This window comes from Bradyrhizobium sp. 17, assembly GCF_023073515.1.
Lineage (GTDB): Bacteria > Pseudomonadota > Alphaproteobacteria > Rhizobiales > Xanthobacteraceae > Bradyrhizobium > Bradyrhizobium canariense_D.
On record NZ_JADPJQ010000130.1, the window covers coordinates 301,941 to 325,731 of the forward strand.

Annotated in this window: 32 protein-coding genes; 23 read left to right on the plus strand and 9 right to left on the minus strand. The window is 63.7% G+C overall.

Annotation, left to right across the window (positions count from 1 at the left end; genetic code table 11):
• Nucleotides 1-4: 4 nt before the first annotated feature.
• From IVB13_RS37635 to IVB13_RS37645, 3 genes are all read right to left on the minus strand, one after another.
• Complete coding sequence (locus IVB13_RS37635) at nucleotides 5-391, minus strand: ester cyclase (RefSeq protein ID WP_247297491.1); 387 nt, start codon at nucleotides 389-391, stop codon at nucleotides 5-7.
• A gap of 56 nt (nucleotides 392-447) precedes the next feature.
• Nucleotides 448-1,320 carry a bifunctional helix-turn-helix transcriptional regulator/GNAT family N-acetyltransferase gene (locus tag IVB13_RS37640; protein ID WP_204510969.1) on the minus strand — a complete coding sequence of 291 codons (873 nt, stop codon included), beginning with the start codon at nucleotides 1,318-1,320 and terminating at the stop codon, nucleotides 448-450.
• Between the two features lie 75 nt (nucleotides 1,321-1,395).
• The gene (locus tag IVB13_RS37645; protein WP_085352880.1) at nucleotides 1,396-1,749 is read right to left on the minus strand and encodes an MmcQ/YjbR family DNA-binding protein; all 354 of its coding nucleotides are present in this window, start codon (nucleotides 1,747-1,749) and stop codon (nucleotides 1,396-1,398) included.
• 162 nt (nucleotides 1,750-1,911) lie between these two features.
• Between IVB13_RS37645 and IVB13_RS37650 the strand changes: the two genes are divergently transcribed.
• The 9 genes from IVB13_RS37650 (at nucleotide 1,912) to IVB13_RS37690 (ending at nucleotide 7,148) form a co-directional block, all read left to right on the plus strand.
• Nucleotides 1,912-2,259: a Lin0512 family protein gene (locus IVB13_RS37650; RefSeq protein ID WP_026233749.1), complete on the plus strand. Its 348-nt coding sequence runs from the start codon at nucleotides 1,912-1,914 to the stop codon at nucleotides 2,257-2,259.
• 4 nt (nucleotides 2,260-2,263) lie between these two features.
• Nucleotides 2,264-2,956 carry a GNAT family N-acetyltransferase gene (locus IVB13_RS37655; RefSeq protein WP_085384875.1) on the plus strand — a complete coding sequence of 231 codons (693 nt, stop codon included), beginning with the start codon at nucleotides 2,264-2,266 and terminating at the stop codon, nucleotides 2,954-2,956.
• 74 nt (nucleotides 2,957-3,030) lie between these two features.
• Nucleotides 3,031-4,215 carry a serine hydrolase domain-containing protein gene (locus IVB13_RS37660; protein WP_247403132.1) on the plus strand — a complete coding sequence of 395 codons (1,185 nt, stop codon included), beginning with the start codon at nucleotides 3,031-3,033 and terminating at the stop codon, nucleotides 4,213-4,215.
• A gap of 98 nt (nucleotides 4,216-4,313) precedes the next feature.
• On the plus strand, nucleotides 4,314-4,523 hold the full coding sequence (locus IVB13_RS37665; protein ID WP_247368788.1) for a DUF2892 domain-containing protein: 210 nt from the start codon (nucleotides 4,314-4,316) through the stop codon (nucleotides 4,521-4,523).
• Nucleotides 4,520-5,041, plus strand: coding sequence for a sigma-70 family RNA polymerase sigma factor (locus IVB13_RS37670; RefSeq protein ID WP_085352883.1), 522 nt, complete (start codon nucleotides 4,520-4,522; stop codon nucleotides 5,039-5,041). The genes IVB13_RS37665 and IVB13_RS37670 overlap by 4 nt, the downstream gene beginning before the upstream one ends.
• Nucleotides 5,042-5,044: 3 nt before the next feature.
• Entirely contained in the window at nucleotides 5,045-5,392 is a 348-nt protein-coding gene (locus tag IVB13_RS37675) for a carboxymuconolactone decarboxylase family protein (protein WP_247368785.1), read from the plus strand.
• 34 nt (nucleotides 5,393-5,426) lie between these two features.
• Nucleotides 5,427-6,092, plus strand: a complete 666-nt coding sequence (locus IVB13_RS37680; protein WP_247368782.1) for a DUF429 domain-containing protein — start codon at nucleotides 5,427-5,429, stop codon at nucleotides 6,090-6,092.
• A 114-nt stretch (nucleotides 6,093-6,206) separates the two neighbouring features.
• Nucleotides 6,207-6,350, plus strand: coding sequence for a hypothetical protein (locus IVB13_RS37685; RefSeq protein WP_162847292.1), 144 nt, complete (start codon nucleotides 6,207-6,209; stop codon nucleotides 6,348-6,350).
• Between the two features lie 93 nt (nucleotides 6,351-6,443).
• Complete coding sequence (locus IVB13_RS37690; RefSeq protein WP_247297681.1) at nucleotides 6,444-7,148, plus strand: glutathione S-transferase N-terminal domain-containing protein; 705 nt, start codon at nucleotides 6,444-6,446, stop codon at nucleotides 7,146-7,148.
• Nucleotides 7,149-7,150: 2 nt separating this feature from the next.
• Here the strand turns inward: IVB13_RS37690 and IVB13_RS37695 are convergent, their stop codons facing one another.
• From IVB13_RS37695 to IVB13_RS37705, 3 genes are all read right to left on the minus strand, one after another.
• Nucleotides 7,151-7,933: a sulfite exporter TauE/SafE family protein gene (locus IVB13_RS37695; protein ID WP_247403129.1), complete on the minus strand. Its 783-nt coding sequence runs from the start codon at nucleotides 7,931-7,933 to the stop codon at nucleotides 7,151-7,153.
• Nucleotides 7,934-7,936: 3 nt separating this feature from the next.
• Entirely contained in the window at nucleotides 7,937-8,569 is a 633-nt protein-coding gene (locus IVB13_RS37700; protein WP_018459157.1) for a TetR/AcrR family transcriptional regulator, read from the minus strand.
• A gap of 213 nt (nucleotides 8,570-8,782) precedes the next feature.
• Nucleotides 8,783-9,154 carry a tRNA-binding protein gene (locus IVB13_RS37705; protein ID WP_247492568.1) on the minus strand — a complete coding sequence of 124 codons (372 nt, stop codon included), beginning with the start codon at nucleotides 9,152-9,154 and terminating at the stop codon, nucleotides 8,783-8,785.
• Nucleotides 9,155-9,261: 107 nt separating this feature from the next.
• On the opposite strand from IVB13_RS37705, the gene IVB13_RS37710 reads away from it, so the two are divergent.
• Complete coding sequence (locus IVB13_RS37710; RefSeq protein ID WP_018459155.1) at nucleotides 9,262-9,636, plus strand: ArsC family reductase; 375 nt, start codon at nucleotides 9,262-9,264, stop codon at nucleotides 9,634-9,636.
• 3 nt (nucleotides 9,637-9,639) lie between these two features.
• Here the strand turns inward: IVB13_RS37710 and IVB13_RS37715 are convergent, their stop codons facing one another.
• Nucleotides 9,640-10,323, minus strand: a complete 684-nt coding sequence (locus IVB13_RS37715) for a PAS domain-containing protein (protein WP_018459154.1) — start codon at nucleotides 10,321-10,323, stop codon at nucleotides 9,640-9,642.
• A 336-nt stretch (nucleotides 10,324-10,659) separates the two neighbouring features.
• Between IVB13_RS37715 and IVB13_RS37720 the strand changes: the two genes are divergently transcribed.
• The 7 genes from IVB13_RS37720 to IVB13_RS37750 all read left to right on the plus strand — a co-directional run bounded on the left by IVB13_RS37720 (nucleotide 10,660) and on the right by IVB13_RS37750 (nucleotide 17,143).
• Nucleotides 10,660-11,415, plus strand: a complete 756-nt coding sequence (locus tag IVB13_RS37720) for an ABC transporter ATP-binding protein (protein WP_018459153.1) — start codon at nucleotides 10,660-10,662, stop codon at nucleotides 11,413-11,415.
• Nucleotides 11,408-12,154 carry an ABC transporter ATP-binding protein gene (locus IVB13_RS37725; RefSeq protein ID WP_007609233.1) on the plus strand — a complete coding sequence of 249 codons (747 nt, stop codon included), beginning with the start codon at nucleotides 11,408-11,410 and terminating at the stop codon, nucleotides 12,152-12,154. The genes IVB13_RS37720 and IVB13_RS37725 overlap by 8 nt, the downstream gene beginning before the upstream one ends.
• A gap of 33 nt (nucleotides 12,155-12,187) precedes the next feature.
• Nucleotides 12,188-13,411: an ABC transporter substrate-binding protein gene (locus IVB13_RS37730; RefSeq protein WP_018459152.1), complete on the plus strand. Its 1,224-nt coding sequence runs from the start codon at nucleotides 12,188-12,190 to the stop codon at nucleotides 13,409-13,411.
• A gap of 72 nt (nucleotides 13,412-13,483) precedes the next feature.
• Nucleotides 13,484-14,347 carry a branched-chain amino acid ABC transporter permease gene (locus IVB13_RS37735; RefSeq protein ID WP_018459151.1) on the plus strand — a complete coding sequence of 288 codons (864 nt, stop codon included), beginning with the start codon at nucleotides 13,484-13,486 and terminating at the stop codon, nucleotides 14,345-14,347.
• A 1-nt stretch (nucleotide 14,348) separates the two neighbouring features.
• Nucleotides 14,349-15,317, plus strand: a complete 969-nt coding sequence (locus IVB13_RS37740) for a branched-chain amino acid ABC transporter permease (RefSeq protein ID WP_007592084.1) — start codon at nucleotides 14,349-14,351, stop codon at nucleotides 15,315-15,317.
• Nucleotides 15,318-15,475: 158 nt separating this feature from the next.
• Nucleotides 15,476-16,120, plus strand: a complete 645-nt coding sequence (locus tag IVB13_RS37745) for a DUF47 domain-containing protein (RefSeq protein ID WP_018459150.1) — start codon at nucleotides 15,476-15,478, stop codon at nucleotides 16,118-16,120.
• A gap of 15 nt (nucleotides 16,121-16,135) precedes the next feature.
• Nucleotides 16,136-17,143 carry an inorganic phosphate transporter gene (locus IVB13_RS37750; protein ID WP_026233745.1) on the plus strand — a complete coding sequence of 336 codons (1,008 nt, stop codon included), beginning with the start codon at nucleotides 16,136-16,138 and terminating at the stop codon, nucleotides 17,141-17,143.
• Here IVB13_RS37750 and sugE read toward each other — a convergent pair.
• On the minus strand, nucleotides 17,136-17,450 hold the full coding sequence (gene sugE, locus IVB13_RS37755) for a quaternary ammonium compound efflux SMR transporter SugE (protein ID WP_018459148.1): 315 nt from the start codon (nucleotides 17,448-17,450) through the stop codon (nucleotides 17,136-17,138). The genes IVB13_RS37750 and sugE overlap by 8 nt on opposite strands.
• Before the next feature lie 163 nt (nucleotides 17,451-17,613).
• Here sugE and IVB13_RS37760 point away from each other — a divergent pair, with 163 nt between their 5' ends.
• Nucleotides 17,614-19,233 (plus strand): peptide chain release factor 3, encoded by a 1,620-nt coding sequence (locus IVB13_RS37760; protein WP_085352891.1) that lies wholly within the window; start codon nucleotides 17,614-17,616, stop codon nucleotides 19,231-19,233.
• A gap of 20 nt (nucleotides 19,234-19,253) precedes the next feature.
• Here the strand turns inward: IVB13_RS37760 and IVB13_RS37765 are convergent, their stop codons facing one another.
• Complete coding sequence (locus tag IVB13_RS37765; protein WP_157643098.1) at nucleotides 19,254-19,475, minus strand: hypothetical protein; 222 nt, start codon at nucleotides 19,473-19,475, stop codon at nucleotides 19,254-19,256.
• On the opposite strand from IVB13_RS37765, the gene IVB13_RS37770 reads away from it, so the two are divergent.
• The 5 genes from IVB13_RS37770 (at nucleotide 19,462) to IVB13_RS37790 (ending at nucleotide 23,745) form a co-directional block, all read left to right on the plus strand.
• Nucleotides 19,462-20,040 carry a hypothetical protein gene (locus tag IVB13_RS37770; RefSeq protein WP_026233744.1) on the plus strand — a complete coding sequence of 193 codons (579 nt, stop codon included), beginning with the start codon at nucleotides 19,462-19,464 and terminating at the stop codon, nucleotides 20,038-20,040. The genes IVB13_RS37765 and IVB13_RS37770 overlap by 14 nt on opposite strands.
• 71 nt (nucleotides 20,041-20,111) lie before the next feature.
• Entirely contained in the window at nucleotides 20,112-20,696 is a 585-nt protein-coding gene (locus IVB13_RS37775) for an NnrU family protein (protein ID WP_247368777.1), read from the plus strand.
• Between the two features lie 72 nt (nucleotides 20,697-20,768).
• Nucleotides 20,769-22,361, plus strand: a complete 1,593-nt coding sequence (locus tag IVB13_RS37780; protein WP_247368776.1) for a class I adenylate-forming enzyme family protein — start codon at nucleotides 20,769-20,771, stop codon at nucleotides 22,359-22,361.
• 167 nt (nucleotides 22,362-22,528) lie between these two features.
• Complete coding sequence (locus IVB13_RS37785) at nucleotides 22,529-23,182, plus strand: tetratricopeptide repeat protein (protein ID WP_085395965.1); 654 nt, start codon at nucleotides 22,529-22,531, stop codon at nucleotides 23,180-23,182.
• Nucleotides 23,183-23,208: 26 nt separating this feature from the next.
• Nucleotides 23,209-23,745: a hypothetical protein gene (locus IVB13_RS37790; protein ID WP_247368774.1), complete on the plus strand. Its 537-nt coding sequence runs from the start codon at nucleotides 23,209-23,211 to the stop codon at nucleotides 23,743-23,745.
• Nucleotides 23,746-23,791: the final 46 nt, after the last annotated feature.

Consider the following 23,791-nt stretch of genomic DNA (forward strand, 5'->3'; position numbering starts at 1 on the left):
AGCGCTAGAGCTGCGCCTCGATCGCGGGCTTGTCGATGATGGACCACACGTGCCGTATTTTTCCGTCGTGAAATTGATAGAACACGTTTTCACAGAAGGACATGCGCCTGCCGTTCACATCCAGCCCCAGAAACGTTCCAGCCGGTGTGCAATCGAACTTCAGCCGGGCGGCGATATGGGGCGGATCGCAGACCAGCAGCTCGATGTTGAAATGCAGATCCGGAATTGTGCGAAAATCCTGCTCCAGCATGGCACGATAGCCGGACAGTCCGAACGGTCGCGCATTGTGGGCGACATCATCGTGGACGAACTGTCCGAGGGCGGGCCAATCCTGCCGGTTCAGGCAGGCGATGTAGTCGCGGTAGATGTCGGCGAGGTCGGACCTGGTCATGGCGTGCTCCTGCGGCTCCGGCCCTAACGCGGCAACGAGAGAAAAGGCGCAGGCGCTCACAGACGTTTTTCGAAGAACAGGTCCGGGTAGGGATCGTCATTGAAGCGGGGGATCTCGCTCCAGCCGCTTCGTCGGTAGAGCTGGCCGGCTTCCGCCAAGGCGCTGTTGGTGTCGAGCCGCAATAGCTTGATGCCGAGCCCGCGCGCGGCGTTCTCGGTCATGTCCATCAGGCGCCGGCCGAGCCGCAATCCGCGCGCCGCCGGTGCGACCCACAGCCGCTTGATCTCGGCATAGCCGTGATCGGTGCCCTTGAGCCCGACGCAGCCGACCGGTAGCGTGTCCGACATCGCGACGATGAACGTGCCGCGCGGGCGGCGCATATCCTTGGCGTCGGGATCGCGCGACAGCGAGACGTCGAACCCCTGCTTGAAGCGGCGGCCGAGCTCGCCATAATATTCGCCGAGGCAATAGCGCGCCTGTTCGCTCCGCGGGTCCATCTCGTCCAGCGTGACGCGCTCGCGCGTCAGCGCGGAAGCAACCAAATCCATCGCCGCCAGCAGCGCCTCGCGTTGCGCATGTTGGGCGAGGAAGCCCTCGGCCTGCGTATTCGACAGCGCCTCGTAGGCCGCGAACTCGCGCCGGCCCGCACGCGTCAACGTCGCGACGCGACGGCGCGCATCGTCCTCATGCGCATTGGTCTCGACCAGCCCTTCGTCCTCGAGGCAGCGGAGGAGGCGGCTCATCAGGCCGGAATCGAGGCCGAGATAGTCGCGAATCTCGGCCACGTCCGAACGTCCATGCCCGATCGCGTTGAGCACGCGCGCCGCCCCCAGTGGCCGCCCGCGTCCCAGGAATGACGTGTCGAGCGCGCCGACAGCGGACGTGACGGCACGATTGAAGCGGCGGACGCGGGAAACAGGGTCGAGCATGATATATCTGACTTTAGTCAGACATATCATCGAAGTCAATCAGTGCACGTTTTCGCTTCACCAGCGAACTGCGCTTCAATCCAGGCCCAGGACCTTGCGGGATTTCCGCGTGAGTTTCGCCGCGATCAGCGCGTGCGCCTGCGCCAGATAGGCCGTGAGCTCGGCGTCCGGCAGCGCGTTGTTGCCGACGAGTTGCACCCATTTGGCGCGCGCCAGATAGGGCGCCGGCCGCGCAAGGCCGTGCTCGATCAGCATGGCATAGGCCATGTTCGAGACCTTGAACATGTAGCCGCCGGAGCGCGCGGCAAAGCCGCCGCCGAGTGCGAACATCTTGCCGCCGACCTTGAACACGGAGGTACCCTCCCACTGCACCACCTTGGTGACGGCGGGCAGGCGCAGGCAGCGGGTTTCGAAAGTTTTGGGAGTCATCGCCTAAGCGATAGCACAGCGTACGCGGCTTGCAACGCCGCAACGATGGAGCGCCTCTGCGTGCCGCACCGCGTCCGCGATACGAGAGGAACGACCCCACTTGTATCGTGCCGTCCGATCCCCCACACTCCACATCACTCAATCAGTCACAGGAATAAGGTCATGGCTCGCATTCGCTGTATCACCGAGATGGGGATGGGCGTCGACGTGCACGGCAGGGACGCCACCAAGGCGGCGAAGCGTGCCGTTTCTGATGCCATCAGGCATTCGAGCCTCGGCTTCTTCCGGATGATCGACAAGACTGCGAACGACATGTTCGTCGACGTCACGATCGCGGTGCCGAATCCCGAAGCCGTCGACAAGGACGCGGTCGCGAAGGAACTGCCTTACGGCACCGTCACCGTCAACGCGGTGAAGGGCGGGCTGGAGATTCCCTCGGCTGCGGAGCAGGGCAACGACCCCATCCTCATCGCCAATGCCGCCGTCATCGTCAGCTTCGATAAGGACTAGGCCGGTGTCCGACGGTGACGTGACCCTACTGGATCGCCCGATCTGGAGCGCGCTGACGACCAGCCACAAACATCTGGCCGAGGGTGGCCCGGGAGCGCTGCGCTATCCGGTGGACGTGACGCCTTTTGCCGACATGGTCGACATGTCCGAGACGAGCTTTGCCGAGCTCGGCAATCTCCTGTCGGGCTCGCAGGTCGCCGCGCTGTTCACACCCGAGGCCGTCGACGTTCCCGCCGGTTTCAAGGTCGTGCTGGCCGGACCCTGCGAGCAGATGATCGGCTCCCCGGCCGATAGCCCGCTTCGCGATGCCGAGATCGTCCGGCTGGGTGCAGCCGACGTTCCCGCCATGATGGCATTGACGGAGTTGACGAAGCCCGGTCCATTCGCGCGGCGCACGCACGAACTCGGGACGTTTCTTGGCATCCGCGCCGGCGGCGAATTGGTCGCGATGGCCGGCGAGCGCATGAAGCCGGGCAATTTCGTCGAGATGACGGCCGTCTGCGTCCACCCTGATCATCGGGGGCGGGGCTACGCGCAGGCGCTGCTGGCGGCGGTCGCGCGGCAGATCGAGGCGCGCAGCGAAATTCCGTTCCTGCACGTGTTCTCGAGCAACTCGTCGGCCATCGCGCTGTACCAGCGGCAGGGGATGCGGACTCGGCGCCGCCTGCACGTGACTGCGTTCATGAAGCAGAGATGAGCCGCGCCGTCCGGTCAGGCTTCATATCTGGCGAATTCACGCTATATCGATCCCAACCATCATTGGGGAAACACATGGACGCCAGAACACCTGATTTTTCCGCCATGCGGACAGCAATGCAGAGTTACGTCGATCAGGAGATCATTCCGGGTGCATCCTGGGCGGTGCTGCGGGGCCGCGAGGTCGTCGATCAGCAGTGCGTCGGTTTCGCCGATCGCGAGACCAGCACCGCGCTGCGGCCCGATCACATTTTTCGCGCCTTCTCCAATACCAAGATCTTCGTCACCTGCGCGATCATGCTGTTGGCCGAGGAAGGCCGCATCGGGCTCGATGACGTTGTCGAGAAATTCCTGCCGCAACTCGGCAATCGCAAGGTTCTGAAGCCGGGCGCTTTGAGCCTTGCCGACGTCGAACCGGCGAAGAGCCCGATCACGATCCGGCAGCTTCTGACCCATACCTCCGGCCTCAGCTACGGCATCTTCGATCCCGGCACGGTGCTGTTCAAAAGCTATAACGAGGCACGCGTTCTCAATCCGTTGACGCCGCTGACTGACATGATCGACCGGCTCGCCGATCTGCCGCTGTCCTTTCATCCCGGCGCGTCCTGGGAATATTCGGTTGCGACCGACGTCCTCGGGCGCGTCGTGGAGGTCGTCTCCGGCAAGCCGCTCGACGCCGTGCTCAAGGCGCGCATTTTCGAGCCGCTCGGCATGACCGACACCGGCTTCCACGTGCCGGACGCGCAGCAGGGCAGGCTGGTCGCGCTCTACAACGGCACGGATGCCCTCGATCCCATGAAGCCCGGCCTCACCCGGGCCGACGACCTGCCTTATCCGCAGGCCTATCGGCGGCAGTTCCCGCGGCTGTCGGGCGGCGGCGGACTGGTCTCGACCTTGCCCGACATGCTCGCTTTGATACAGGCGCTGCTTCCCGGCTCGGATGCTCTGCTGAAGCCGGAGACGCTGCGGCAGATGACGACGAACCAGCTGCCCGCCGGCGAGAACATTCGCTTCGCCAATCTCGGCCCGATCCCCGGCAAGGGCTTTGGCCTCGGCGGCGCGGTCACCTTCGCGCCGATGCCGTTCGATCCCCCGAATTCGACCGGCGAATTCCAGTGGGGCGGCCTCGCCGGCACCCATTGGTGGATCTGCCCGCAGGCCAATACCGCCGGTGTGCTGATGACGCAGCGCTACATGGGCTTCTGGAATCCGTTCTTCTTCGAGTTCAAGCGTCTGGCCTATCAGGCCGTCGGAGGCTGATCGCGAAAAAAATTGCAGGTTGCCGCGAATCCTTTCCGGTCGTCGCGCCCTCTCTTGACGGTCGAGGCATTTTGCTTCGGCTTATCTCGGAGAATGTGATGGCATTTTACAGAAAGAACATCGGCGGCCTGCATCAGGCCGTGCGGATCGCCTTTGGCGTCGCGGTGGCGGTCGCGGCGGTCGTGTATCTCACCGGCGCTGCGGCGTGGCTGGTTGCACTTGGCGGTGCCGGCTTCGCGCTGACCGGCCTCGTCGGCTATTGTCCGATGTGCGCGATGGCCGGCATCGGAAGAGGAGGCGCGTCGTGAGCGCGGCTGGGATCTCGCCGGACCTGTTCGAGGCCGCGCGCCTCGGCGATCCCCAGGCGATCGCGTCTCTGCTCGAGACGGCGCAACCGAACATCCGCCGCTACGCCCGCGCCACCTGTCGCAGCTCGGCGGACGCCGAGGATGCGACGCAGGAGGCGCTGTGGATCCTGTTTCGCCATGTCGGCACGATCCGCTCGTGGCTGGCGTTTTCGGCCTGGCTGTTCAGTGTGGTCCGCCGCGAATGCCTGCGGCTTGCCCGCAAGGCAGGCCTCGCGCCGGCGATCGACGACGGAGAGGCGGAGGCGCTGCTGCTGTCGCGTCCTGAGGCCGATTTGCGGATCGACATCGCGGCGGCCTTCGAGGCGCTGCCGCCGCACTACCGCGACGTCGCGCTGATGCGCGACGTCAAGGAAATGACCATCGATGAGATCGCCGTCGCGCTCGGCGCGACCCGGCAGACCGTGAAGGCACGTCTGCATCGCGCCCGCGCCCTGATGCGCGAATATCTGACGAGATGAGCCATGACCGATTATCAAAGACGTGACGACCTGAAATCTATCCCGGCCTTCGTGGCGCTCGCGCCGGTCGAGGCCAACGCGTTCCTTGCGTTCAACCACGCGGTCGAGCGCAAGGACGGATTGATTCCGCCAAAATATCGCGAGCTGATCTCGCTCGCGGTCGCGCTCACCACGCAATGCGCCTATTGCCTCGACGTGCACACTGCGCAGGCGGCGAAGGCCGGTGCAACGCGAGAAGAAGTCGCGGAAGCCGCGTTGATTGCGGCCGCGGTTCGCGCCGGCGGCACGCTCGGCCATGCGTTGTTGGCGCAGCGCCTGTTCGAGCGACATCGGGGCGAGGAACTGGGATAGAGGAGCGGGCGGATGTCCCGCAGAGATCAGGAACTTGCCAAACTATCTCGGCCTCGACGGATTTCGCTTCGGCTGGGTCGTCGCCTGGATCGACCAGCGCGGCGATCACGGCTTTGATTATTCGCCGGGTCTTGCGCGGCTGCTCGCGCTGCCGCATGCCGGGGCGATGATCGACATGCCGATCGGATTGAAATGGAGTGGTTATCGCATCTGCGATTTGCGCGCACGCGAGCTGGTCGGTCCCGCCGTGTTTCTCGGCGCCCGCCGCGATCTCTGGACGTTCGCCGATATGGCGGCAGCCAATCGCCACTACTGGGAGCGCGAGGGCAAGGGCAGGGGCGTATCGGCGCAGCTCTGGAACATCAGGGACAAGATCAGGGACGTCGACGCGATCATGACGCCGGCGCGGCAGGCGACCATCGGCGAAGCGCATCCGGAATTGATTTTTTGGAATTTGGCTGGGCGGGTCCGGCTTGCAAAGAAGACATCGGCGGAGGGCCGCGGGCAGCGCATCGCACTCCTGCAGCAGCGCGGCTTCGGGCGCTTGCCGACATGGCTGACTCAACGACATGGCACCGGCATCGGCGGTGACGATCTGATCGACGCCTGTGCCTGCGCGATCGCGGCACGCGACAGCACGCAGCGGTTCGGCGGGGAGGAGACCGATCCGCGGGGCTTGCGGATGGAGATCAATTATTGAGGCCGTCGGGGTGCGAGGAGCCGGGAAAAAGCTGCAATTTATTTGAAGCTTGCAGGAACAGACGACGGCTGGCCCGCGTTCCTCGTGCGAACCGAACACGGAGAAGCTCGTCCGATGAGGGATGTCAGTCAGTTCGCGACCGCGATGCTTGCGCTCGTCTTCACCGGAGCACTGCTCGTCACCGGCCAGCTCTTCATCGAGCAACGCGCACAGCGCGATGTGATGCACGCCACCAACCATTTGCTGCGGCCATTGTGACCTGTACGGGAAAATGACCTGACTACTCGACCTTGCGTCGTTCGTCCGCTCGCCTAGACTAGGCGGCATCTCATGAACGAAGCCGGGGTCCTGATGTCCGATCTGTCCGCCTTTCCCATCACCAAGCGCTGGCCGGCCAAGCACCCGGAGCTGCTCCAGCTTTATTCGCTACCGACGCCGAACGGCGTCAAGGTCTCGATCATGCTGGAAGAGATCGGGCTTCCCTACGAAGTCCATCTCGTCGATTTCGGCAAGGATGACCAGAAGACGCCGGAATTCCTCTCGCTCAATCCGAACGGCAAGATCCCGGCGATCCTCGATCCCGATGGTCCCGGCGGCAGGCCGCTGCCGCTGTTCGAGTCCGGGGCGATCCTGCAATACCTCGCGGAGAAGACCGGCAAGCTGCTGCCGCAGGACGCCGCGCGCCGTTATCAGACCATCCAGTGGCTGCATTTCCAGATGGGCGGCATCGGGCCGATGTTCGGCCAGGTCGGCTTTTTCCACAAATTCGCCGGCAAGGACTTCGAGGACAAGCGGCCGCTCGAGCGCTACGTGGGCGAAGCCAAGCGGCTGCTCGGGGTGATGGAGATGCATCTTGCCGGCCGGCAATGGTTCATGGACGACGATTACACCATCGCGGACATCTCCATGCTCGGCTGGGTGCGCAACCTCATCGGGTTCTACGGCGCCCGCGATCTCGTCGAGTTCAGCCAGTTCAAATCCGTCGCCGCCTGGCTCGACCGCGGGCTGGCGCGTCCGGCGGTCGAGCGCGGGCTGAACATTCCGAAGCGGCCGTGAGATCAGGTTAGCGCCTTTTGGGTCATGTAGAGCGCCATCAGCAAGATGAGGGCGATCAAGACCCGGCGCAGCACCGATTTGCTGACGCCATTAGCCGCGCGTGCGCCGAGATCGGTGCCGACCCAGAGGCCGGCAAGGATGCCGATGATGGCAGGCCAGCCGACCATGAGGCCCTTGCTCCAGTAGATCCAGGCCGCCGGAATATTGGTCGGGATGACCGAGAAGACGAGGCTGACGAGCTGGGCCTGATGCTGCGGCACCCGCAGGCCCGCCGCGAGCCCGACGGTGATCGCGAGCCCACCGCCGATGCCCATGAAGCCGGAGGAAAATCCGGCAAGCATGCCGATGAGGAGCAGCGGCAGCCAAGGCAGCTTGTCTCGGTCGCAGGTCTCATTGCTTTTCTCCTCGCGGTCGCTGCGCAGGATCAGGAGAGCGATCAGCGCGACGAGATAGACGACGTAGGTCCATTGCAACACCGAGTCGGAGACTGCGGCCGCAGCGTAGCCGCCGCCGGCACCGCCGAAGAGAAACCCGATGCCGATCCAGACGATCCACAGCAACGGGCTGCGATTGCCGCTCTGCCAGTAGCGGCGAACGCCCGCGAGTCCCGTCGGTGGAACCTGCGTGATCAGCGATGTCCCCTGGGCGACGTGTTGCTCGGCGCCCAGTAGCAGTACGCTGAAAATCACGAGGCCGCCTCCGGGACTCGTGCCCATGAAGCCCGATGTCAGCCCGCCGATGAGGCCGACCCCAATGCCTGCGAGCAGGTCATGGACCCACGACATCGCTCAGCTCCTGGTCCGTCGCTTGACGTCGGCCTTTGTGGTGCGAAATCCATCGATCACGCTGGTCACGGCCGCCATGCAGGCCTCGATGTCAAAATCCTGGCCCCAGCATTTTTGCAGCACAAAACCCTGGAAGATCGCGATCAGCACGCGCGCGATCGCTTCCGCACCGAGATCGCGTTTGATGAGGCCGCCATGCTGGCCCCGCTCGACCAGGGCGACGATCAGGGCGCGGGGTATGTCGATGCCTTCCACGACGCTGGTGCGGACGCGGCGGTTGCGTAGGGCTTCGGCCCAGCCATGGATGCCGACACGGCGGCGCGCTTCGCCGGCGGAGTCGGTGAGCCATTGCGCGTAGACGCCGACCAGCGCGTGAAGTCCTTCGATCGGATCGCCGGATCCTTGCGCGACCGAATTGAGCACGGCCTCGCGCCGATGCCGGTCGTCGGCGAGTGCCTCGATCAGATCGTCCTTGCTCTGGAAGTAGAGATAGACCGCACCGTGGCTCAGCCCCGACCGTTTGACGATGTCGGCCATCCCGGTCTGGTGAAAACCGTCCTCGGCGAAGCAGGCAAGGGCGGCTTCGAGAATCTGCTGCCGCCGGCCTTCACGTTGCTTGTCGCTGATTTTCGGCATTCGGCCATCCACAAAAAACTGACAGATCAATCGTTTAGTCGTTCTGCAGGACAAGCGGTTCCGTAGCACTGGATAAAATAAAAAACGATCAGTCAGTCATTTTTGGCTCAAAGAGTATCGTGGTCAAGCCCGAGGAACCGGGGGCCGGGAACGAGGAGGTGAACCTTAAAGGGCGCCCCCGGCGGCCAGGAACCGCCCCTTGAGCGCGCGGTGCTAGAACAGCCGTCCGCCGTTCGGCACGGGCTTGCTCGGCTGCACCAGCACGACCTTGCCGTCGGCATCGGGGAAACCGAGGGTCAGCACCTCCGAGACAACGGGGCCGATCTGGCGCGGCGGGAAATTCACGACCGCAGCCACCTGTTGGCCCACTAGCGTTTCAAGCGGATGATTTTCGGTGATCTGCGCCGAGCTCTTGCGCACGCCGATCGCGGGACCGAAGTCGATCCACAGCCGCCAGGCCGGCTTGCGCGCCTCGGGGAACGGCCTTGCATCGACGATGGTGCCGACGCGGATATCGACCGCGAGAAAAGTGTCGAAGTCGATGGTCGGCGATGCGGTCGCGGCTGGATCGTGGGTGACGTGCATGGAGTGTCCGTTCGAAGAGCTGGCATCGTTTTCGCAATATTGTCGCGCGAACCGGAGTTGCGTACAACGCCTTGGGATCACGATACGACGCATGCGCGAGGAACGCTTTGCCCAACATCATCTACGGCATCAAGAACTGCGACACCATGAAGAAGGCGCGCGCCTGGCTCGACAGCCATGGCGTCGCCTACGCGTTTCACGACTACAAGACGGCGGGCGTGGAGAAGGACAAGCTCAAGCAGTGGAGCGAGAAGGTCGGTTGGGAGACGCTGCTCAACCGCGCCGGCACGACTTTCAAGAAGCTGCCCGATGCCGACAAGGAAGGCCTCTCCGAGAAAAAGGCGCTGGCGTTGATGCTAGCGCAACCATCGATGATCAAGCGGCCGGTGCTTGAAGTCGGCGGCAAGCTGCTGGTCGGCTTCAAGCCGGAGATCTATGCCAAGGAAGTCACGACCAAGGAAGCCGCCGCCAAATCGCGCTGACCGCTAGTTCAGCTCGATGATCTCGGTGGGAACACCTGAGCCCTGCTGGTCCGCGAACTCGACCAGTTCGGCCGGCGCGATGCGGCCCGGGGTGCGATGGAACAGGTCGTGGTCGATCACCGCGCGCAATCTCGGGCGCGGCAGCGCGTCATTTCCGCGCATCAGATTCTTGATCTCGAAGCCGCCGTCCTCGCAGAAGGTCTTGAGCGACGCGATGATGTGACAGACCTTGCCGTCGCTCTGGAACGGCAGCAGCAGGCGCTCATAGGCGACGATACGGCCGTAGATGTCATCGACGTCGGCAACGCTGTAGACAGGCAGCCCACGCGCCACGCATTCATGATAGACCGGCATCACCAGGGGCGCGAGACGCGGCCCGATATAGTCGTCGAGCAGAACGCCCTTGCCGGTGTGTCCATAGGCGCGCGAGATGCGCGTGCCTTCGCTCTGGATGGTCAGACGCGGTGTCGGCATCGACGCATCCACCGTATAATAGATCAGATCGGAGAGCTCTTCCTCGAGCCGCGCAGGCTGGTACTCCCAGATCGCCGGGGCCGTCTGCTCGCGCGCATAGAGCCGCAGCCACGTGTTCAGGAGATCACGCTGCCTGATCGACTTGACCACGGAAGGAGCCGCGCTTGCAAAATCCAAGACAATATTCCCGGCGAATAGAAATTCCGGACGCATGAAACGCGCGCATGATCCTCGCTGCGGGAAAATTTTCTATGAAGGCTGGCGCATGGAACGAAAGACCGTTAACGACGGCTTGATGACCGGCGCTTTGCGAACCGGGAAGCCGGGCAGGCGCGACATCAAAACATGTCCGACTAAGGGAGCATAAGTCTCCCGGCCGGAGGCCTGACCTGCTCAGCTTTCCGCCTTGCCTAACCCCCGTCACCTCCGGCATATTCCGCGCCCGGAGGCGGCGTTCCGGATGGGCTCCAGGGAGTGGCTCCAAGGGCCTCCGGAAAGCCGAAGCAACAAGGATAGCCACGCGCGTTGTGCGGGCAGGGGGAAAACTGTTTGGCCGATGAGTTCATTCTCGAAACGGAAGGCTTGACCAAGGAGTTCGCGGGCTTCTTCGCCGTCCGCGACGTTGCGCTCAAGGTTCGCCGTGGGAGCATTCACGCGTTGATCGGCCCGAACGGCGCCGGCAAGACGACGTGCTTCAATCTTTTGACCAAGTTCCTCAAACCGTCTGCCGGAAAAATCCTGTACAAGGGGCAGGACATCACCGCGATGGCGCCCGCCGACGTGGCTCGCCTGGGGCTGGTTCGCTCGTTCCAGATCTCGGCGGTATTTCCCCATCTCACCGCGCTCGAAAACGTGCGCGTCGCGCTTCAGCGCCAGCACGGCAGCTCCTTCGATTTCTGGCGCTCCAAGTCCGTCCTCAACCAATTCAACGATCGCGCGCGCGAGCTGTTGAACGATGTCGGCCTCAGCGAGTTTTCCAATACGCCCGCGGTCGAGATGCCCTACGGGCGCAAGCGCGCACTGGAGATCGCAACCACGCTCGCGCTCGACCCGGAGATGATGCTGCTGGACGAGCCGATGGCCGGCATGGGCCACGAGGACATCGACAAGATCGCGGCGTTGATCAAGCGCATCTCCGCGAAATACACCATCCTGATGGTCGAGCATAATCTGAGCGTCGTTGCCAATCTCTCCGACATCATCACCGTGTTGACGCGCGGCCAGGTGCTGGCGCAAGGCCATTACAGCGAGCTCACCAAGGACGAACGCGTCAAGGAAGCCTATTTGGGAGCCGGTCATGGCTGAGACTGCAACGGCGGAAGCTCCCGCAAAGGCCGCGAGCGGCGGCAACCTCCTCCAGGTCCGCAACCTCGAAGCTTGGTACGGCGAGTCCCACATCCTGCACGGGATCAACTTCGACGTGAACGCGGGCGAGGTCGTCACCCTGCTCGGGCGCAACGGCGCCGGCAAGACCACCACGCTGAAGTCGATCATGGGCATCATCGGCAAGCGCACCGGCTCGGTGAAGTTCAATAACCAGGACATCATCCGCACGACCTCGGACAAGATCGCGCGGATGGGAATCGCGTTCTGCCCGGAAGAGCGGGGAATTTTCGCCAGCCTCGATGTCCGCGAGAACCTGCTGCTGCCACCGGTGGTGCGTCCCGGCGGATTGCCGCTCGAGCAGATCTTCGATCTGTTTCCGAACCTGAAGGAACGGCTCAACAGCCAGGGAACCAAACTCTCCGGCGGCGAGCAGCAGATGCTCGCGATCGCGCGCATCCTGCGCACCGGCGCGAACTTCCTGATGCTGGACGAGCCGACGGAGGGTCTCGCGCCCGTCATCATCCAGCAGATCGGCCACACCATTGCGCGGCTCAAGAAGGAGGGTTTTACGATCCTCCTGGTCGAGCAGAACTTCCGGTTCGCATCCACTGTCGCTGACCGCTATTACGTGGTCGAGCACGGCAAGATCATTGACGGATTTTCCAATGCGGAGCTCGCCGCCAACATGGACAAGCTCCACACCTATCTCGGTGTCTAGAACTGCCAACAAGAAGATTCATAGGGAAGTAGCATGATGACAAAGTCGATTGCGTCGTTTCTGCTCGGCACGGCGCTGGCCGTGACCACCGCGGGCGTAGCCTTCGCGCAGGACAAGACCGTCAAGATCGGCGCGTTGTCCGATCAGTCCGGGCTCTATGCCGATCTTGGCGGGCCGGGCTCGACGCTCGCCGCGCAGATGGCCATTGAAGATTCCGGTCTGGCTGCGAAGGGCTGGAAGATCGACATCATCTCGGGTGATCACCAGAACAAGCCCGACATCGGCACCGCGATCGCGCGGCAATGGTTCGACGTCGACAAGGTCGACCTCATCGTCGACGTGCCGAATTCCGGCGTGGCGCTCGCGGTCAACAACGTCATCAAGGAAAAGAACGGCGTCTATATCAACTCGGGCGCGGCGACCTCGGATTTGACCAACGCGCAGTGCTCGCCCAACACGGTGCACTGGACCTACGACACCTACATGCTTGCCCACACCACCGGCCAGGCGCTGGTGAAGGCCGGCGGCGACACGTGGTTCTTCCTGACCGCGGACTACGCCTTTGGCGCGGCGCTGGAGCGCGACACCACCGCTGTCGTTACCGCAAATGGCGGCAAGGTGGTCGGCGGCGTCAAGCACCCGCTGAACACGCCGGACTTCTCGTCCTTCCTGCTGCAGGCGCAGGCTTCCAAGGCCAAGATCATCGGCCTTGCCAATGCCGGCGGCGATACCACCAACACGATCAAGCAGGCGGCCGAGTTCGGCATCGTCAAGGGCGGCCAGAAGCTCGCGGCGCTGCTGCTGTTCCTCACCGACGTCAAGGCGATCGGGCTCGAGACCGCACAGGGCCTCAACTTCACCGAGACCTTCTACTGGGACATGAACGACCAGACCCGGGCGTTCTCGAAGCGCTTCGCCGAGAAGATGAAGAACAACGCGCCGCCGACCATGGTGCAGGCCGGCGTCTATGCGGGCGTGCGTCACTATTTCAAGGCACTGGAAGCGCTCGGCGGCAACCCGCATGACGGCGTCAAGGTCGTCGAGAAGATGAAGTCGATGCCGACGGAAGACGATCTGTTCGGCAAGGGCGAGATCCAGCCCAACGGCCGCACCATCCACAATGCCTATCTGTTCGAGGTGAAGAAGCCCTCCGAGTCCAAGGGACCGTGGGACTTCTACAAGCTGGTCGGCACGGTGCCGGGCGACCAGGCCTTCACGCCGCTGTCCGAGAGCAAGTGCGCGCTCTTGAAGAAGTAAGCTAACCGCCCGCAGGCCATCAGGCCTGCGGGCGACTTTCAGGGAACGCCGAAGGGACCAGGTGCGGGATCGATGCAGGCTCTTTACGCTCAGCTACTGGTAGGACTGATCAACGGCTCGTTCTACGCGCTGCTCAGTCTCGGGCTTGCCGTGATCTTCGGCATGCTCAACATCATCAATTTCGCCCATGGCGCGCTCTACATGATGGGCGCGTTCGTCGCCTACTTCCTGCTGAACCTCGGCGGCATCAACTACTGGTGGGCGTTGCTGCTTGCGCCTGTTATCGTCGGCATCTTCGGCATGATCCTGGAACGGACCATGCTGCAATGGCTGACCGGGCTGGATCATCTCTACGGCCTGCTGCTGACCTTCGGCATTGCGCTAATCGTGCAGGGCGTGTTTCAGAACTACTTCGGCTCCTCCGGCCTGCCTTACGCCATTCCGGACCAGCTCAAGGGCGGCATGAATCTCGGCTTCATGTTCCTGCCGGTCTATCGCGGCTGGGTCGTCATCTTCTCGCTGGTGGTCTGCATCGCGACCTGGTTCCTGATCGAGAAGACGCGGCTCGGCGCCTATTTGCGCGCCGCCACCGAAAACCCGACGCTCGTGCGCGCCTTCGGCGTCAACGTGCCGCGCATGATCACGCTGACCTACGGCCTCGGTGTCGGCCTTGCAGCACTCGCCGGCGTGCTGTCGGCGCCGATCAACCAGGTGCGGCCGTTGATGGGCGCCGACCTCATCATCGTGGTGTTCGCGGTGGTCGTGATCGGCGGCATGGGATCGATCATGGGCTCCATCATCACCGGCTTCGCGCTCGGTGTGATCGAAGGCCTGACCAAATATTTCTACCCCGAGGCCTCCAACACCGTCGTGTTCGTGCTGATGGTGCTGGTGCTCTTGGTGAAGCCAACGGGATTGACGGGAAGGGCGGCCTGATATGACAGCCTTGACGGACGACACGCTGCCGGTAACCCCGCGCGCGATCCGCGACGAGATGATCGTGTTCGTGGTGATGGCGCTGCTGCTGGCTTCGGTGCCATTCACGGGGGTCTACCCGTTCTTCGTGATGCAGGCGCTGTGCTTCGCGCTGCTCGCCTGCGCCTTCAACCTGCTGATCGGCTACGGCGGTTTACTGTCCTTCGGCCATGCGATGTTCCTGGGCACGGCCGGCTATTGCAGCGCGCATGCGCTGAAAGTATGGGCGCTGCCGCCGGAACTCGGCATCCTCGTCGGGGTCGCCGGTGCCTTCGTGCTCTCGCTCATCACGGGCTATATCTCGATCCGCCGCCAGGGCATCTATTTCTCGATGATCACGCTGGCGCTGTCGCAGCTCTTGTACTTCATCTACCTCCAGGCGCCGTTCACCCATGGCGAAGACGGTATCCAGGGCATTCCGCAGGGACGCATGTTCGGCGTCTTCGATCTGACCAAGCCCACCGTGCTCTACTACGTGGTGCTGGTCGGTTTCCTCGCCGGCTTCCTGCTGATCTTCCGCATCATCAACTCGCCGTTCGGCGAAGTCCTCAAGGCGATCCGCGAGAACGAGCCGCGCGCGATCTCGCTGGGTTACCGCACCGATCAGTACAAGTTCCTGGCTTTCGTCCTGTCGGGCACGCTGGCCGGCTTTGCCGGTGCGCTGAAAGTCTTCGTGGCGCAGAATGCCTCGCTCACCGACGTGCACTGGTCGATGTCGGGCGAAGTCGTGCTGATGACGCTGGTCGGCGGACTCGGAACCGTCTTCGGTCCCGTGGTCGGTGCCTTCGTGATCATCGCCATGCAGCAATATCTGGCGGGGTTCGGCCAATGGGTGACCGTGATCCAGGGCTCGATCTTCGTGATCTGCGTGCTCACCTTCCGCCGTGGCGTCATCGGCGAAATCGCGCATTACTTCCGGCGGTCGCTGTAAGTCGTTGATATAATAGAAGATGTGTTGACGCGCGAAAGCGGTGGATGATCCGGCTCCACGGGCGTGAGGTGGCACGCGCGTGGATCGAAAATAGTCTATGACAGTTTCATGACGGCCCGCTTGGGCCAGGCCATCATCCAACCGGTAGTCTCTCTCCCATGATGCGATTGTTTCGCGCTTTCCTGCCGAAGGAAGAACGGTTCTTCGACCTGTTCGACCGCCACGCCCAGACCGTGATCCAGGGCTCGATCGCGCTCCAGAGCATGCTCAACGGGGGCGAGGAGACGCCGGTCTATTGCCAGCGCGTCAACCAGTTCGAGAACGATGCCGACAACATCACCCGTGAGGTGCTGACCGCGGTGCGCCGCACCTTCATCACCCCGTTCGACCGCGGCGACATCAAGAACCTGATCACCTCGATGGACGACGCCATCGACCAGATGCAGCAGACCGCAAAGGCCGTGATGCTGTTCGAGGTCCGCAGCTTCGAGCCGCCGATGCGGGAGATCGGCGGGCTTCTGATCGAATGCGCCAATCTGGTCGGCCGCGCGCTGCCGCTGATGCAGAAGATCGGTCAGAACGTGGCCATGCTGACCGCGATCACGGAAGAGCTTGGCAAGCTGGAAGGCCGCGTCGACGATCTCCATGATATCGGGCTGAAGGAACTGTTCCTCAAGCATCGCGGCGGCAACGCGATGGATTTCATCGTCGGCGCAGAGATCTACGACCATCTCGAGAAAGTCGCCGACCGCTTCGACGACGTCGCGAACGAGATCAACAGCATCGTCATCGAGCAAGTTTAGGGCAGGGGCCACGCCGTGGATGTTGCGTTGGGTCTTCCCGTCCTTGTCGGATTGATCGCCGTCGCGCTGCTGTTCGACTTCCTGAACGGCCTGCACGACGCCGCCAATTCGATCGCGACCATCGTCTCGACCCGCGTGCTGCGGCCGCAATACGCGGTGTTCTGGGCCGCGTTCTTCAACTTCGTCGCCTTCATGGTGTTCGGGCTGCACGTTGCCCAGACTATCGGCACCGGCATCATCGATCCCGCGATCGTGGATGCTCAGGTGATCTTCGCCGCGCTGGTCGGCGCCATCGTCTGGAACCTGGTGACATGGGCGCTCGGCATCCCATCGTCCTCGTCTCATGCATTGATCGGCGGCTTGTTTGGTGCCGGCGTGGCCAAAGCCGGCCTTTCAGCGGCGGTCTGGAGCGGGTTGTCCAAGACGGTGATCGCCATCGTGCTGTCTCCGCTGGTCGGCTTCCTGCTCGCGATGGTGCTGGTCGCGATCGTCTCCTGGGCCTCGGTGCGCTCCACGCCCTTTGCCGTGGATCGCGCCTTCCGCATCCTGCAATTCGCCTCCGCCTCGCTCTATTCGCTCGGCCATGGTGGTAACGACGCTCAGAAGACCATGGGCATCATCGCCGTGCTGCTCTATTCGCAGGGCCAGCTCGGCGGCGAATTCTTCGTACCCTTCTGGGTGGTGCTCTCGTGCCAGGCCGCGATGGCGATGGGGACGCTGATGGGCGGCTGGCGCATCGTCCGCACCATGGGCCTGCGCATCACCAGGCTGACCCCGATGCAGGGCTTTTGCGCCGAGACCGGCGGTGCCGCGACCCTGTTCATGGCGACCTTTCTCGGTGTTCCGGTCTCGACCACCCACACCATCACCGGCGCCATCGTCGGCGTCGGCGCGGCCCGCCGCCTCTCGGCGGTGCGCTGGAACGTCGCCAGCTCGATCGTCTATGCCTGGGTGATCACGATGCCGGCCTCGGCCATCGTCGCCGCGCTGAGCTGGTGGGCGGTCAAGATCTTCGTCAGGTAACCAGCTTCAGTCCGACAATGCCGGCGACGATCAGCCCGATGCTGGCGAGGCGGAACGCGGTGGCCGGCTCGCCGAACAGGACGATGCCGAGCGTCGCGGTGCCGACCGCACCGATGCCGGTCCAGACCGCATAAGCGGTTCCAATCGGCAGCGATTTGAGAGCGAGCCCGAGCAGGATGATGCTGCCGGCCATGGCGCCGAGCGTGAGGATTGACGGAACGAGCCTGGTGAACCCCTCGGTATATTTGAGGCCGATGGCCCAGGAGATCTCCAGCAGACCGGCGACGAACAGGATGCTCCAGGCCATGACGACCCTCCATTCAAGGCAGGGTCGTCCCCGCGACTGGTGTGCTGATAGCAAGGGAAGGCCGTCCCTCCCAACCCAAGCCCGATATGGGGCTGGCCGGAAGCCTCCGCAATCACCAGATCAGGCTTGATCAGGCTCATTTTCCCTGCCAAACGCTGCCGCAATGTCCGACATCGCCACCACAGCCGAATCGACGGCCCGTTCCTCGCTTGCCGCTGAAGTGTCGCGGCGGCGTACCTTTGCGATCATCTCGCATCCGGACGCCGGCAAGACCACGCTGACCGAAAAGCTGCTGCTGTTCGGTGGCGCCATCAATCTGGCCGGCCAGGTCAAGGCCAAGGGCGAGCGGCGCAACACGCGTTCGGACTGGATGAAGATCGAGCGCGAGCGCGGCATCTCGGTCGTGACCTCGGTCATGACCTTCGAGTTCGAGGGCCTCGTGTTCAACCTGCTGGACACGCCGGGCCACGAGGACTTTTCGGAAGACACCTATCGCACGCTCACGGCGGTCGATTCCGCCGTCATGGTGATCGACGCCGCCAAGGGCATCGAGGCGCGCACCCGAAAGCTGTTCGAGGTGTGTCGTCTTCGGGATATCCCGATCATCACCTTCATCAACAAGATGGACCGCGAGAGCCGCGACGTCTTCGAGCTTCTCGACGAGATCGAGAAGACGCTGGCGCTCGATACCACGCCGATGACCTGGCCTGTCGGCCGCGGCCGCGAGTTCCTCGGCACCTATGACGTCGTCAATGGCGGCGTGCGCCTGCTCGAAGGCGGTGGCGCCAAAACTGGCGCGGCGCAGCAGATCGAGATCGCCGAGCTCGCCAAGCTCAATGCCAATCTCGACGTGTCGGCGGTCAAGGACGAGCTCGAACTCGTCACCGCGGCTTCAAAACCGTTCGAGCTCGAAGCGTTTCGCGAGGGTCATCTGACGCCGGTTTATTTCGGCAGCGCGCTGCGCAATTTCGGCGTCGGTGACCTGCTGCAAGGACTCGGCAAGTTCGCGCCCGAGCCGCGCGCGCAGGAGAGCGACCAGCGCAAGGTCGAAGCCACCGACCCGCGCATGAGCGCCTTCGTGTTCAAGATCCAGGCCAACATGGATCCCAACCACCGCGACCGCATCGCTTTCGCCCGCCTCTGCTCCGGCAAGCTGAGCCGCGGCATGAAGGCGAAGCTCGTGCGCACCGGCAAGAGCATGCCGCTGTCCAGCCCGCAATTCTTCTTCGCGCAGGACCGTTCGGTTGCGGACGAGGCTTATGCCGGCGACGTCGTCGGCATTCCCAATCACGGCACGCTGCGCATCGGCGACACGCTGACCGACGGTGAGGATTTCAACTTCGTGGGCGTGCCGAGCTTTGCGCCGGAAATCGTCCGCCGCGTGCGTCTCACCGATGCCATGAAAGCGAAGAAGCTGAAGGAAGCGCTTCAGCAGATGTCGGAAGAGGGCGTGGTGCAGGTATTCCGCCCGCGCGACGGCGCACCGGCGTTGGTTGGCGTCGTTGGCGCACTCCAGCTCGACGTGCTGAAGGCCCGGCTGGATGCGGAATATTCCCTCCCAGTCGAATTCGAGGTCAGCGAGTTCCAGCTCGCGCGCTGGGTCTCTTCGGACGACCGCAAGAAGCTCGATACCTTCATCGCTGCCAACACCTCCAGCATCGCCGACGATGTCGACGGGGATCCCGTCTATCTGGCGCGGAACGAGTTCTATCTCGGCTACACAAGGGAACGTGCCGAGGGCATCGAGTTCACCAACGTCAAGGACGTCAAGAAGAAGGGCTAGGGCGTAGCTCCGTCCGCTCCTCACCCTCCGCTGTCATGCCCCGGCTTGACCGGGGCATCCAGTACGCCGCGGCTTCCCGGCTCAATCACAGACGTCCCGGAGTACTGGGTCGCCCGGTCAAGCCGGGCGACGACACCGAGGTTGAACGCGAGCACGTGAACGCCGGCGATCTTGACGTTGTCGGAGGTAATGCCACGTTTTACTCTTGCGGTATTGTGAGATCGCATGATGTGGCGCGGCATCCTTGTTTTTCTCCTGCTGGCGATCTCGATCGTTGCCGCCGACGCGCGGCCGCGACAGATCAACCCAATTCCGTTTTCGCACGAGCCATGCAGTGTGCTCGACGGCCGGCCCTGCACGCCGTCCTATTGCAGCCCGCTTGAGCCTGGTCCCTGTATTCCCGAGATCGACTATCCCTATGGGCAGAACCTCCAGCTCACGATCCAAAGCGTGCCAGCGGACGCCGATCGCGCCAAATATCAGAAGCCCGATCACGATCTCGATACGATCGGCGATCTCTTCGCCGAGCTGCGCACCTGCTGGTCACCGCCATCGGACAATGCGCGCGCGGGCATGCAGATCGCCGTGCGTTTCAGCTTCAACAAATCGGGCGGCCTGATCGGCCCGCCGCGCCTGACCTATGCGACCGCAGGCGTCCCCGCCGAGACGAGAACCTCCTACCTCAATGCGATCAATTCATCGTTGAACGCCTGCCTGCCGCTGAAATTCACCGGCGGCCTTGGCGGTGCCATCGCCGGGCGGCCGATCGCGATCCGGTATGTCGACAATCGCGAGATCGGCAAGTAGCGCATCAGTTGCGACCGGCGGCCAATCGATGATACGCCATGGGCTGAGGCGCTGGTTGAGGGGAGAATCTCGTGGGTCTGCTGGTTATGATCCTGGGGCTTGCGCTGTTTTTTGCGGCGCATGTGTTCACGACGAAACGCGATGCACGCGCGCAGGCCATCGCGAGACTGGGCGAGGGGACCTACAAGATCCTCTATTCGCTTGCCTCGCTTGCGGGGCTCGCACTGATCATCTGGGGCTTCGCGCATTATCGCGCGACGGGCTGGATCGACGTCTGGTATCCGCCGAAAGCGCTGAAGCACATCACGCTCGCACTGATGCTGCCCGCGGTCATCCTGGTGGTTGCGTCCTATCTGCGCGGCCGCATTTACGCGACACTGAAGCATCCGATGCTGGCCGGCATCAAGCTGTGGGCGGCGGCGCATCTTCTGGCCAATGGCGATCTCGGCTCCATCATCCTGTTCGGGTCCTTTCTGGGCTGGGCGGTGTATGACCGCATCACGCTGAAGCGTCGCACCGATGGCGGCGGTCCGCCGATTCCGGTCGGCGGCGTCACCAACGATCTGATCGCGGTCGTGGTTGGAATCGTCGCTTATCTGGCGCTGGCTTTTGCGTTCCATCCCGTCGTCATCGGCGTTCCCGTGATGGGCGGCTAGCCGATCAGCACAAGACAGGACCGCATGCCCGTGCGCGGAAGGTAACGAAAGTAACAAGCCAAGGGCAATCCGATGGACTGGTCGCATTCTCAGATCCCGCCAATGCGGTTCGAGGCGCGCTTCGGCGATCGGGTGGTACCGGCATTTTGCGATCGGCCGTCGAGCCTGTGGGCGATGATTGCGGACGCCTGCGCCCGCAATCCCGACGGCGAAGCGCTGATCTCAGGCGATGTCCGGCTGAGCTGGCGGCAGGCCGTTGAGCAGGCTGCGCGGATCGCGGCGGGATTTCGCAAGCTCGGATTGCAGCGCGGCGATCGTGTCGCGATCCTGCTCGGCAACCGCGTCGAATTCCCGCTGCTGCTGTTTGCTGCCGCGCATGAGGGGCTTGTCACGGTGCTGCTCAGCACGCGGCAGCAGAAGCCGGAAATCGCCTATGTGCTCGCCGACTGCGGCGCCAAGATCCTGATCCACGAGGCGGCACTTGCGGAGCGGCTGCCGGACGCACTGGACGTGCCCGATGTGATCGACCGCATCGCCATCGACCACGATCCGGCTCTGTCGGATTTCGCGGTGCTCGTCGACAACGCCCCGGCCGCGGCGCCGGTCGAGACGAGCGAGGAGGACACCGCGATGATCCTCTACACCTCGGGCACGACAGGCAAGCCGAAGGGCGCGATGCTGGCCCATTGCAACATCGTCCATTCCTCGATGATCTTCATGTCCTGCCTGCAATTGACGGCGGCCGACCGTTCGATCGCGGCAGTGCCGCTCGGCCATGTCACCGGCGTGGTCGCCAACATCACGACGATGATCTGCTGCGGTGGCGCGTTGATCATCATGCCGGAGTTCAAAGCCGGCGAATATCTCAAGCTCGCCGCGCGCGAGCGCGTCACCTACACGGTGATGGTGCCGGCGATGTACAATCTGTGCCTGCTCCAGCCCGATATCGAGAGCTACGATCTGTCGAGCTGGCGCATCGGCGGCTTTGGCGGCGCACCGATGCCGGTTGCCACCATCGAGAAGCTCAAGGCGATCATTCCCGGCCTCGCGCTGGCGAATTGCTACGGTGCGACCGAGACCACGTCGCCGTCCACGATCATGCCGGGCGAGTTGACGGAAAGCCATATCGACAGCGTCGGACTGCCGTGTCCGGGTGCACGCATCCTGGCGATGGACGCGGACGGGCGTGAGCTGCCGCCTGGGGAAATCGGCGAGCTCTGGATCCAGAGTGCCTCCGTCATCAAGGGCTATTGGAACAATCCGAAAGCCACGGCCGAAAGCTTCACCAGCGGGTTCTGGCATTCCGGCGATCTCGGCTCGGTCGACGCGGAGGGATTTGTCCGGGTGTTCGACCGGCAGAAGGACATGATCAACCGCGGCGGCCTGAAGATCTATTCGGCCGAGGTCGAGTCCGTGCTGGCCGGCCACCCGGCCGTGGTTGAGAGCGCGATCGTCGCCAAGACGTGCCCGGTGCTGGGCGAACGCGTCCACGCCGTGGTGGTGGCGCGTGCGCCGGTGGACAGCGAGGCCTTGCGCGCCTGGTGCGCGGAGCGGCTGTCGGACTACAAGGTCCCGGAAACCATGGTGATCACCACGGAGCCCTTGCCGCGCAATGCCAATGGCAAGGTGCTGAAGCGGCAGCTGCGGGAGCTGTTGGGAACCTGACCCGGGGAGGCGTCTCTCCGGGCTGTCCCGGGTGGTTAACGCCTTGATCGGGCTCGCTTTGCCTTGCCACCGCCATATCGTTAGGGTACCCCGCCGCCACGTGGGGACGGGATTCCTGACGCGAACGCTTTGGCGCGCGCACCCGGACGGGCATGGGATTAGCATAAGTGTCTGAATTATTTGACGAAGTCGATGAGGAAGTACGTCGCGAACAGCTCAAGAAGCTGTGGGATAAGTATTCGATTTTGTTCATCGCCCTGATGGTGCTGATCGTCGCCGCCGTGGGTGGCTGGCGCGGTTACCAATATCTTGAAGCCAAGAAGGCTGCCGAGGCCGGTGCTGCCTTCGAGAAGGCCGCTGAGCTGTCCGAGCAGGACAAGCATGCGGAGGCCGAGGCGGCCTTCACCGAGCTCGCAGCCAAGGCTCCATCGGGCTATCGCACCCTGGCGCGGCTGCGTGCTGCGGCCGAGGCGGCGTCCCGCGATCCGAAGGCAGGCGCCAAGTTGTATGACGACATTGCCGCCGACCGCAGCGTAGGCGGCGAGTGGCAGGATCTGGCGAAGATCCGCGCCGCCGGTCTCCTGCTCGACAGCGCCGGCTATGCCGACATGCAGCAGCGGCTGGAAGCCTCCACCGCGCCTAAATCGACCTTCCGTCACACCGCCCGCGAAATGCTGGCGCTGTCGGCCTGGCGCAACAACGATGTGACTGCCGCCCGCAAATGGCTCGACGCGATTGCCGAGGACGGCGAAACGCCGCCCGGCCTGCGCTCACGCGCCGAGGCGCTGCAGGCCCTGCTGCCGCCCGTAGCGAAGAGCTGAGCCGAGAGCTGAGACGAGATACCGACATGCGCCGCACGCCACGCTTGATCGCAACCGCCGTCCTGATCGCCTTCACGGGCGTGCTGGGCGGTTGCTCCAGCTTCGATCCGAGCGACATGCTCGACTTCCTCGACACCAAGAAGAAGCTGCCGGGCGACCGCAAGCCGGTGTTCCCGGAAGGCGTGCCCGGCCTCGAGCAAGGCGTTCCGAAGGATATGTACAAGGGCGCCCAGCAACAGCCCGATCCGAACGGACCCGCCGTTGCGGCTCTGCCCACCGAGCCTGCGCCCGAGCCGAAGCCGGCGAAGGGTGCCAAAGCGAAAAAGACCAGGCAGCCGGCCACCGCAGCCGTCGCGCCGGCTGAGGCGCCCGCCGGCGAAGTCGACGGCGAGGCCGCGCCGCCCGCGGCCACGCCGCCGCCCAGGCAGAAGATCGTGCGCAAGCGCACCACCGCGCCGCCGCCCGATCAATCCGTCCAGCAGGCGCAACCGACCCAGACCACCCAGCAGCAAACGCAGGGCGCCTTCCCGGCGCCCATGCCGAGCGGCAGCTTCTCGCGCTGATTTTTTCATTTCATTGACAGGCGCGGCTCCGGCAGCGCACGAATGA

Coding starts and splice junctions, on each gene's coding strand:
- IVB13_RS37645 (WP_085352880.1), bottom strand. CDS start 1,749: ATGACTCCCAAAACTTTCGAAACCCGCTGCCTGCGCCTGCCCGCCGTC.
- IVB13_RS37665 (WP_247368788.1), top strand. CDS start 4,314: ATGGCATTTTACAGAAAGAACATCGGCGGCCTGCATCAGGCCGTGCGG.
- IVB13_RS37640 (WP_204510969.1), bottom strand. CDS start 1,320: ATGCTCGACCCTGTTTCCCGCGTCCGCCGCTTCAATCGTGCCGTCACG.
- IVB13_RS37760 (WP_085352891.1), top strand. CDS start 17,614: ATGTCCGACATCGCCACCACAGCCGAATCGACGGCCCGTTCCTCGCTT.
- IVB13_RS37635 (WP_247297491.1), bottom strand. CDS start 391: ATGACCAGGTCCGACCTCGCCGACATCTACCGCGACTACATCGCCTGC.
- IVB13_RS37790 (WP_247368774.1), top strand. CDS start 23,209: ATGCGCCGCACGCCACGCTTGATCGCAACCGCCGTCCTGATCGCCTTC.
- IVB13_RS37745 (WP_018459150.1), top strand. CDS start 15,476: ATGATGCGATTGTTTCGCGCTTTCCTGCCGAAGGAAGAACGGTTCTTC.
- IVB13_RS37780 (WP_247368776.1), top strand. CDS start 20,769: ATGGACTGGTCGCATTCTCAGATCCCGCCAATGCGGTTCGAGGCGCGC.
- IVB13_RS37725 (WP_007609233.1), top strand. CDS start 11,408: ATGGCTGAGACTGCAACGGCGGAAGCTCCCGCAAAGGCCGCGAGCGGC.
- IVB13_RS37735 (WP_018459151.1), top strand. CDS start 13,484: ATGCAGGCTCTTTACGCTCAGCTACTGGTAGGACTGATCAACGGCTCG.
- IVB13_RS37705 (WP_247492568.1), bottom strand. CDS start 9,154: ATGCACGTCACCCACGATCCAGCCGCGACCGCATCGCCGACCATCGAC.
- sugE (WP_018459148.1), bottom strand. CDS start 17,450: ATGGCCTGGAGCATCCTGTTCGTCGCCGGTCTGCTGGAGATCTCCTGG.
- IVB13_RS37660 (WP_247403132.1), top strand. CDS start 3,031: ATGGACGCCAGAACACCTGATTTTTCCGCCATGCGGACAGCAATGCAG.
- IVB13_RS37765 (WP_157643098.1), bottom strand. CDS start 19,475: ATGCCGCGCCACATCATGCGATCTCACAATACCGCAAGAGTAAAACGT.
- IVB13_RS37700 (WP_018459157.1), bottom strand. CDS start 8,569: ATGCCGAAAATCAGCGACAAGCAACGTGAAGGCCGGCGGCAGCAGATT.
- IVB13_RS37695 (WP_247403129.1), bottom strand. CDS start 7,933: ATGTCGTGGGTCCATGACCTGCTCGCAGGCATTGGGGTCGGCCTCATC.
- IVB13_RS37770 (WP_026233744.1), top strand. CDS start 19,462: ATGTGGCGCGGCATCCTTGTTTTTCTCCTGCTGGCGATCTCGATCGTT.
- IVB13_RS37730 (WP_018459152.1), top strand. CDS start 12,188: ATGATGACAAAGTCGATTGCGTCGTTTCTGCTCGGCACGGCGCTGGCC.
- IVB13_RS37685 (WP_162847292.1), top strand. CDS start 6,207: ATGAGGGATGTCAGTCAGTTCGCGACCGCGATGCTTGCGCTCGTCTTC.
- IVB13_RS37715 (WP_018459154.1), bottom strand. CDS start 10,323: ATGCGTCCGGAATTTCTATTCGCCGGGAATATTGTCTTGGATTTTGCA.
- IVB13_RS37650 (WP_026233749.1), top strand. CDS start 1,912: ATGGCTCGCATTCGCTGTATCACCGAGATGGGGATGGGCGTCGACGTG.
- IVB13_RS37740 (WP_007592084.1), top strand. CDS start 14,349: ATGACAGCCTTGACGGACGACACGCTGCCGGTAACCCCGCGCGCGATC.
- IVB13_RS37675 (WP_247368785.1), top strand. CDS start 5,045: ATGACCGATTATCAAAGACGTGACGACCTGAAATCTATCCCGGCCTTC.
- IVB13_RS37690 (WP_247297681.1), top strand. CDS start 6,444: ATGTCCGATCTGTCCGCCTTTCCCATCACCAAGCGCTGGCCGGCCAAG.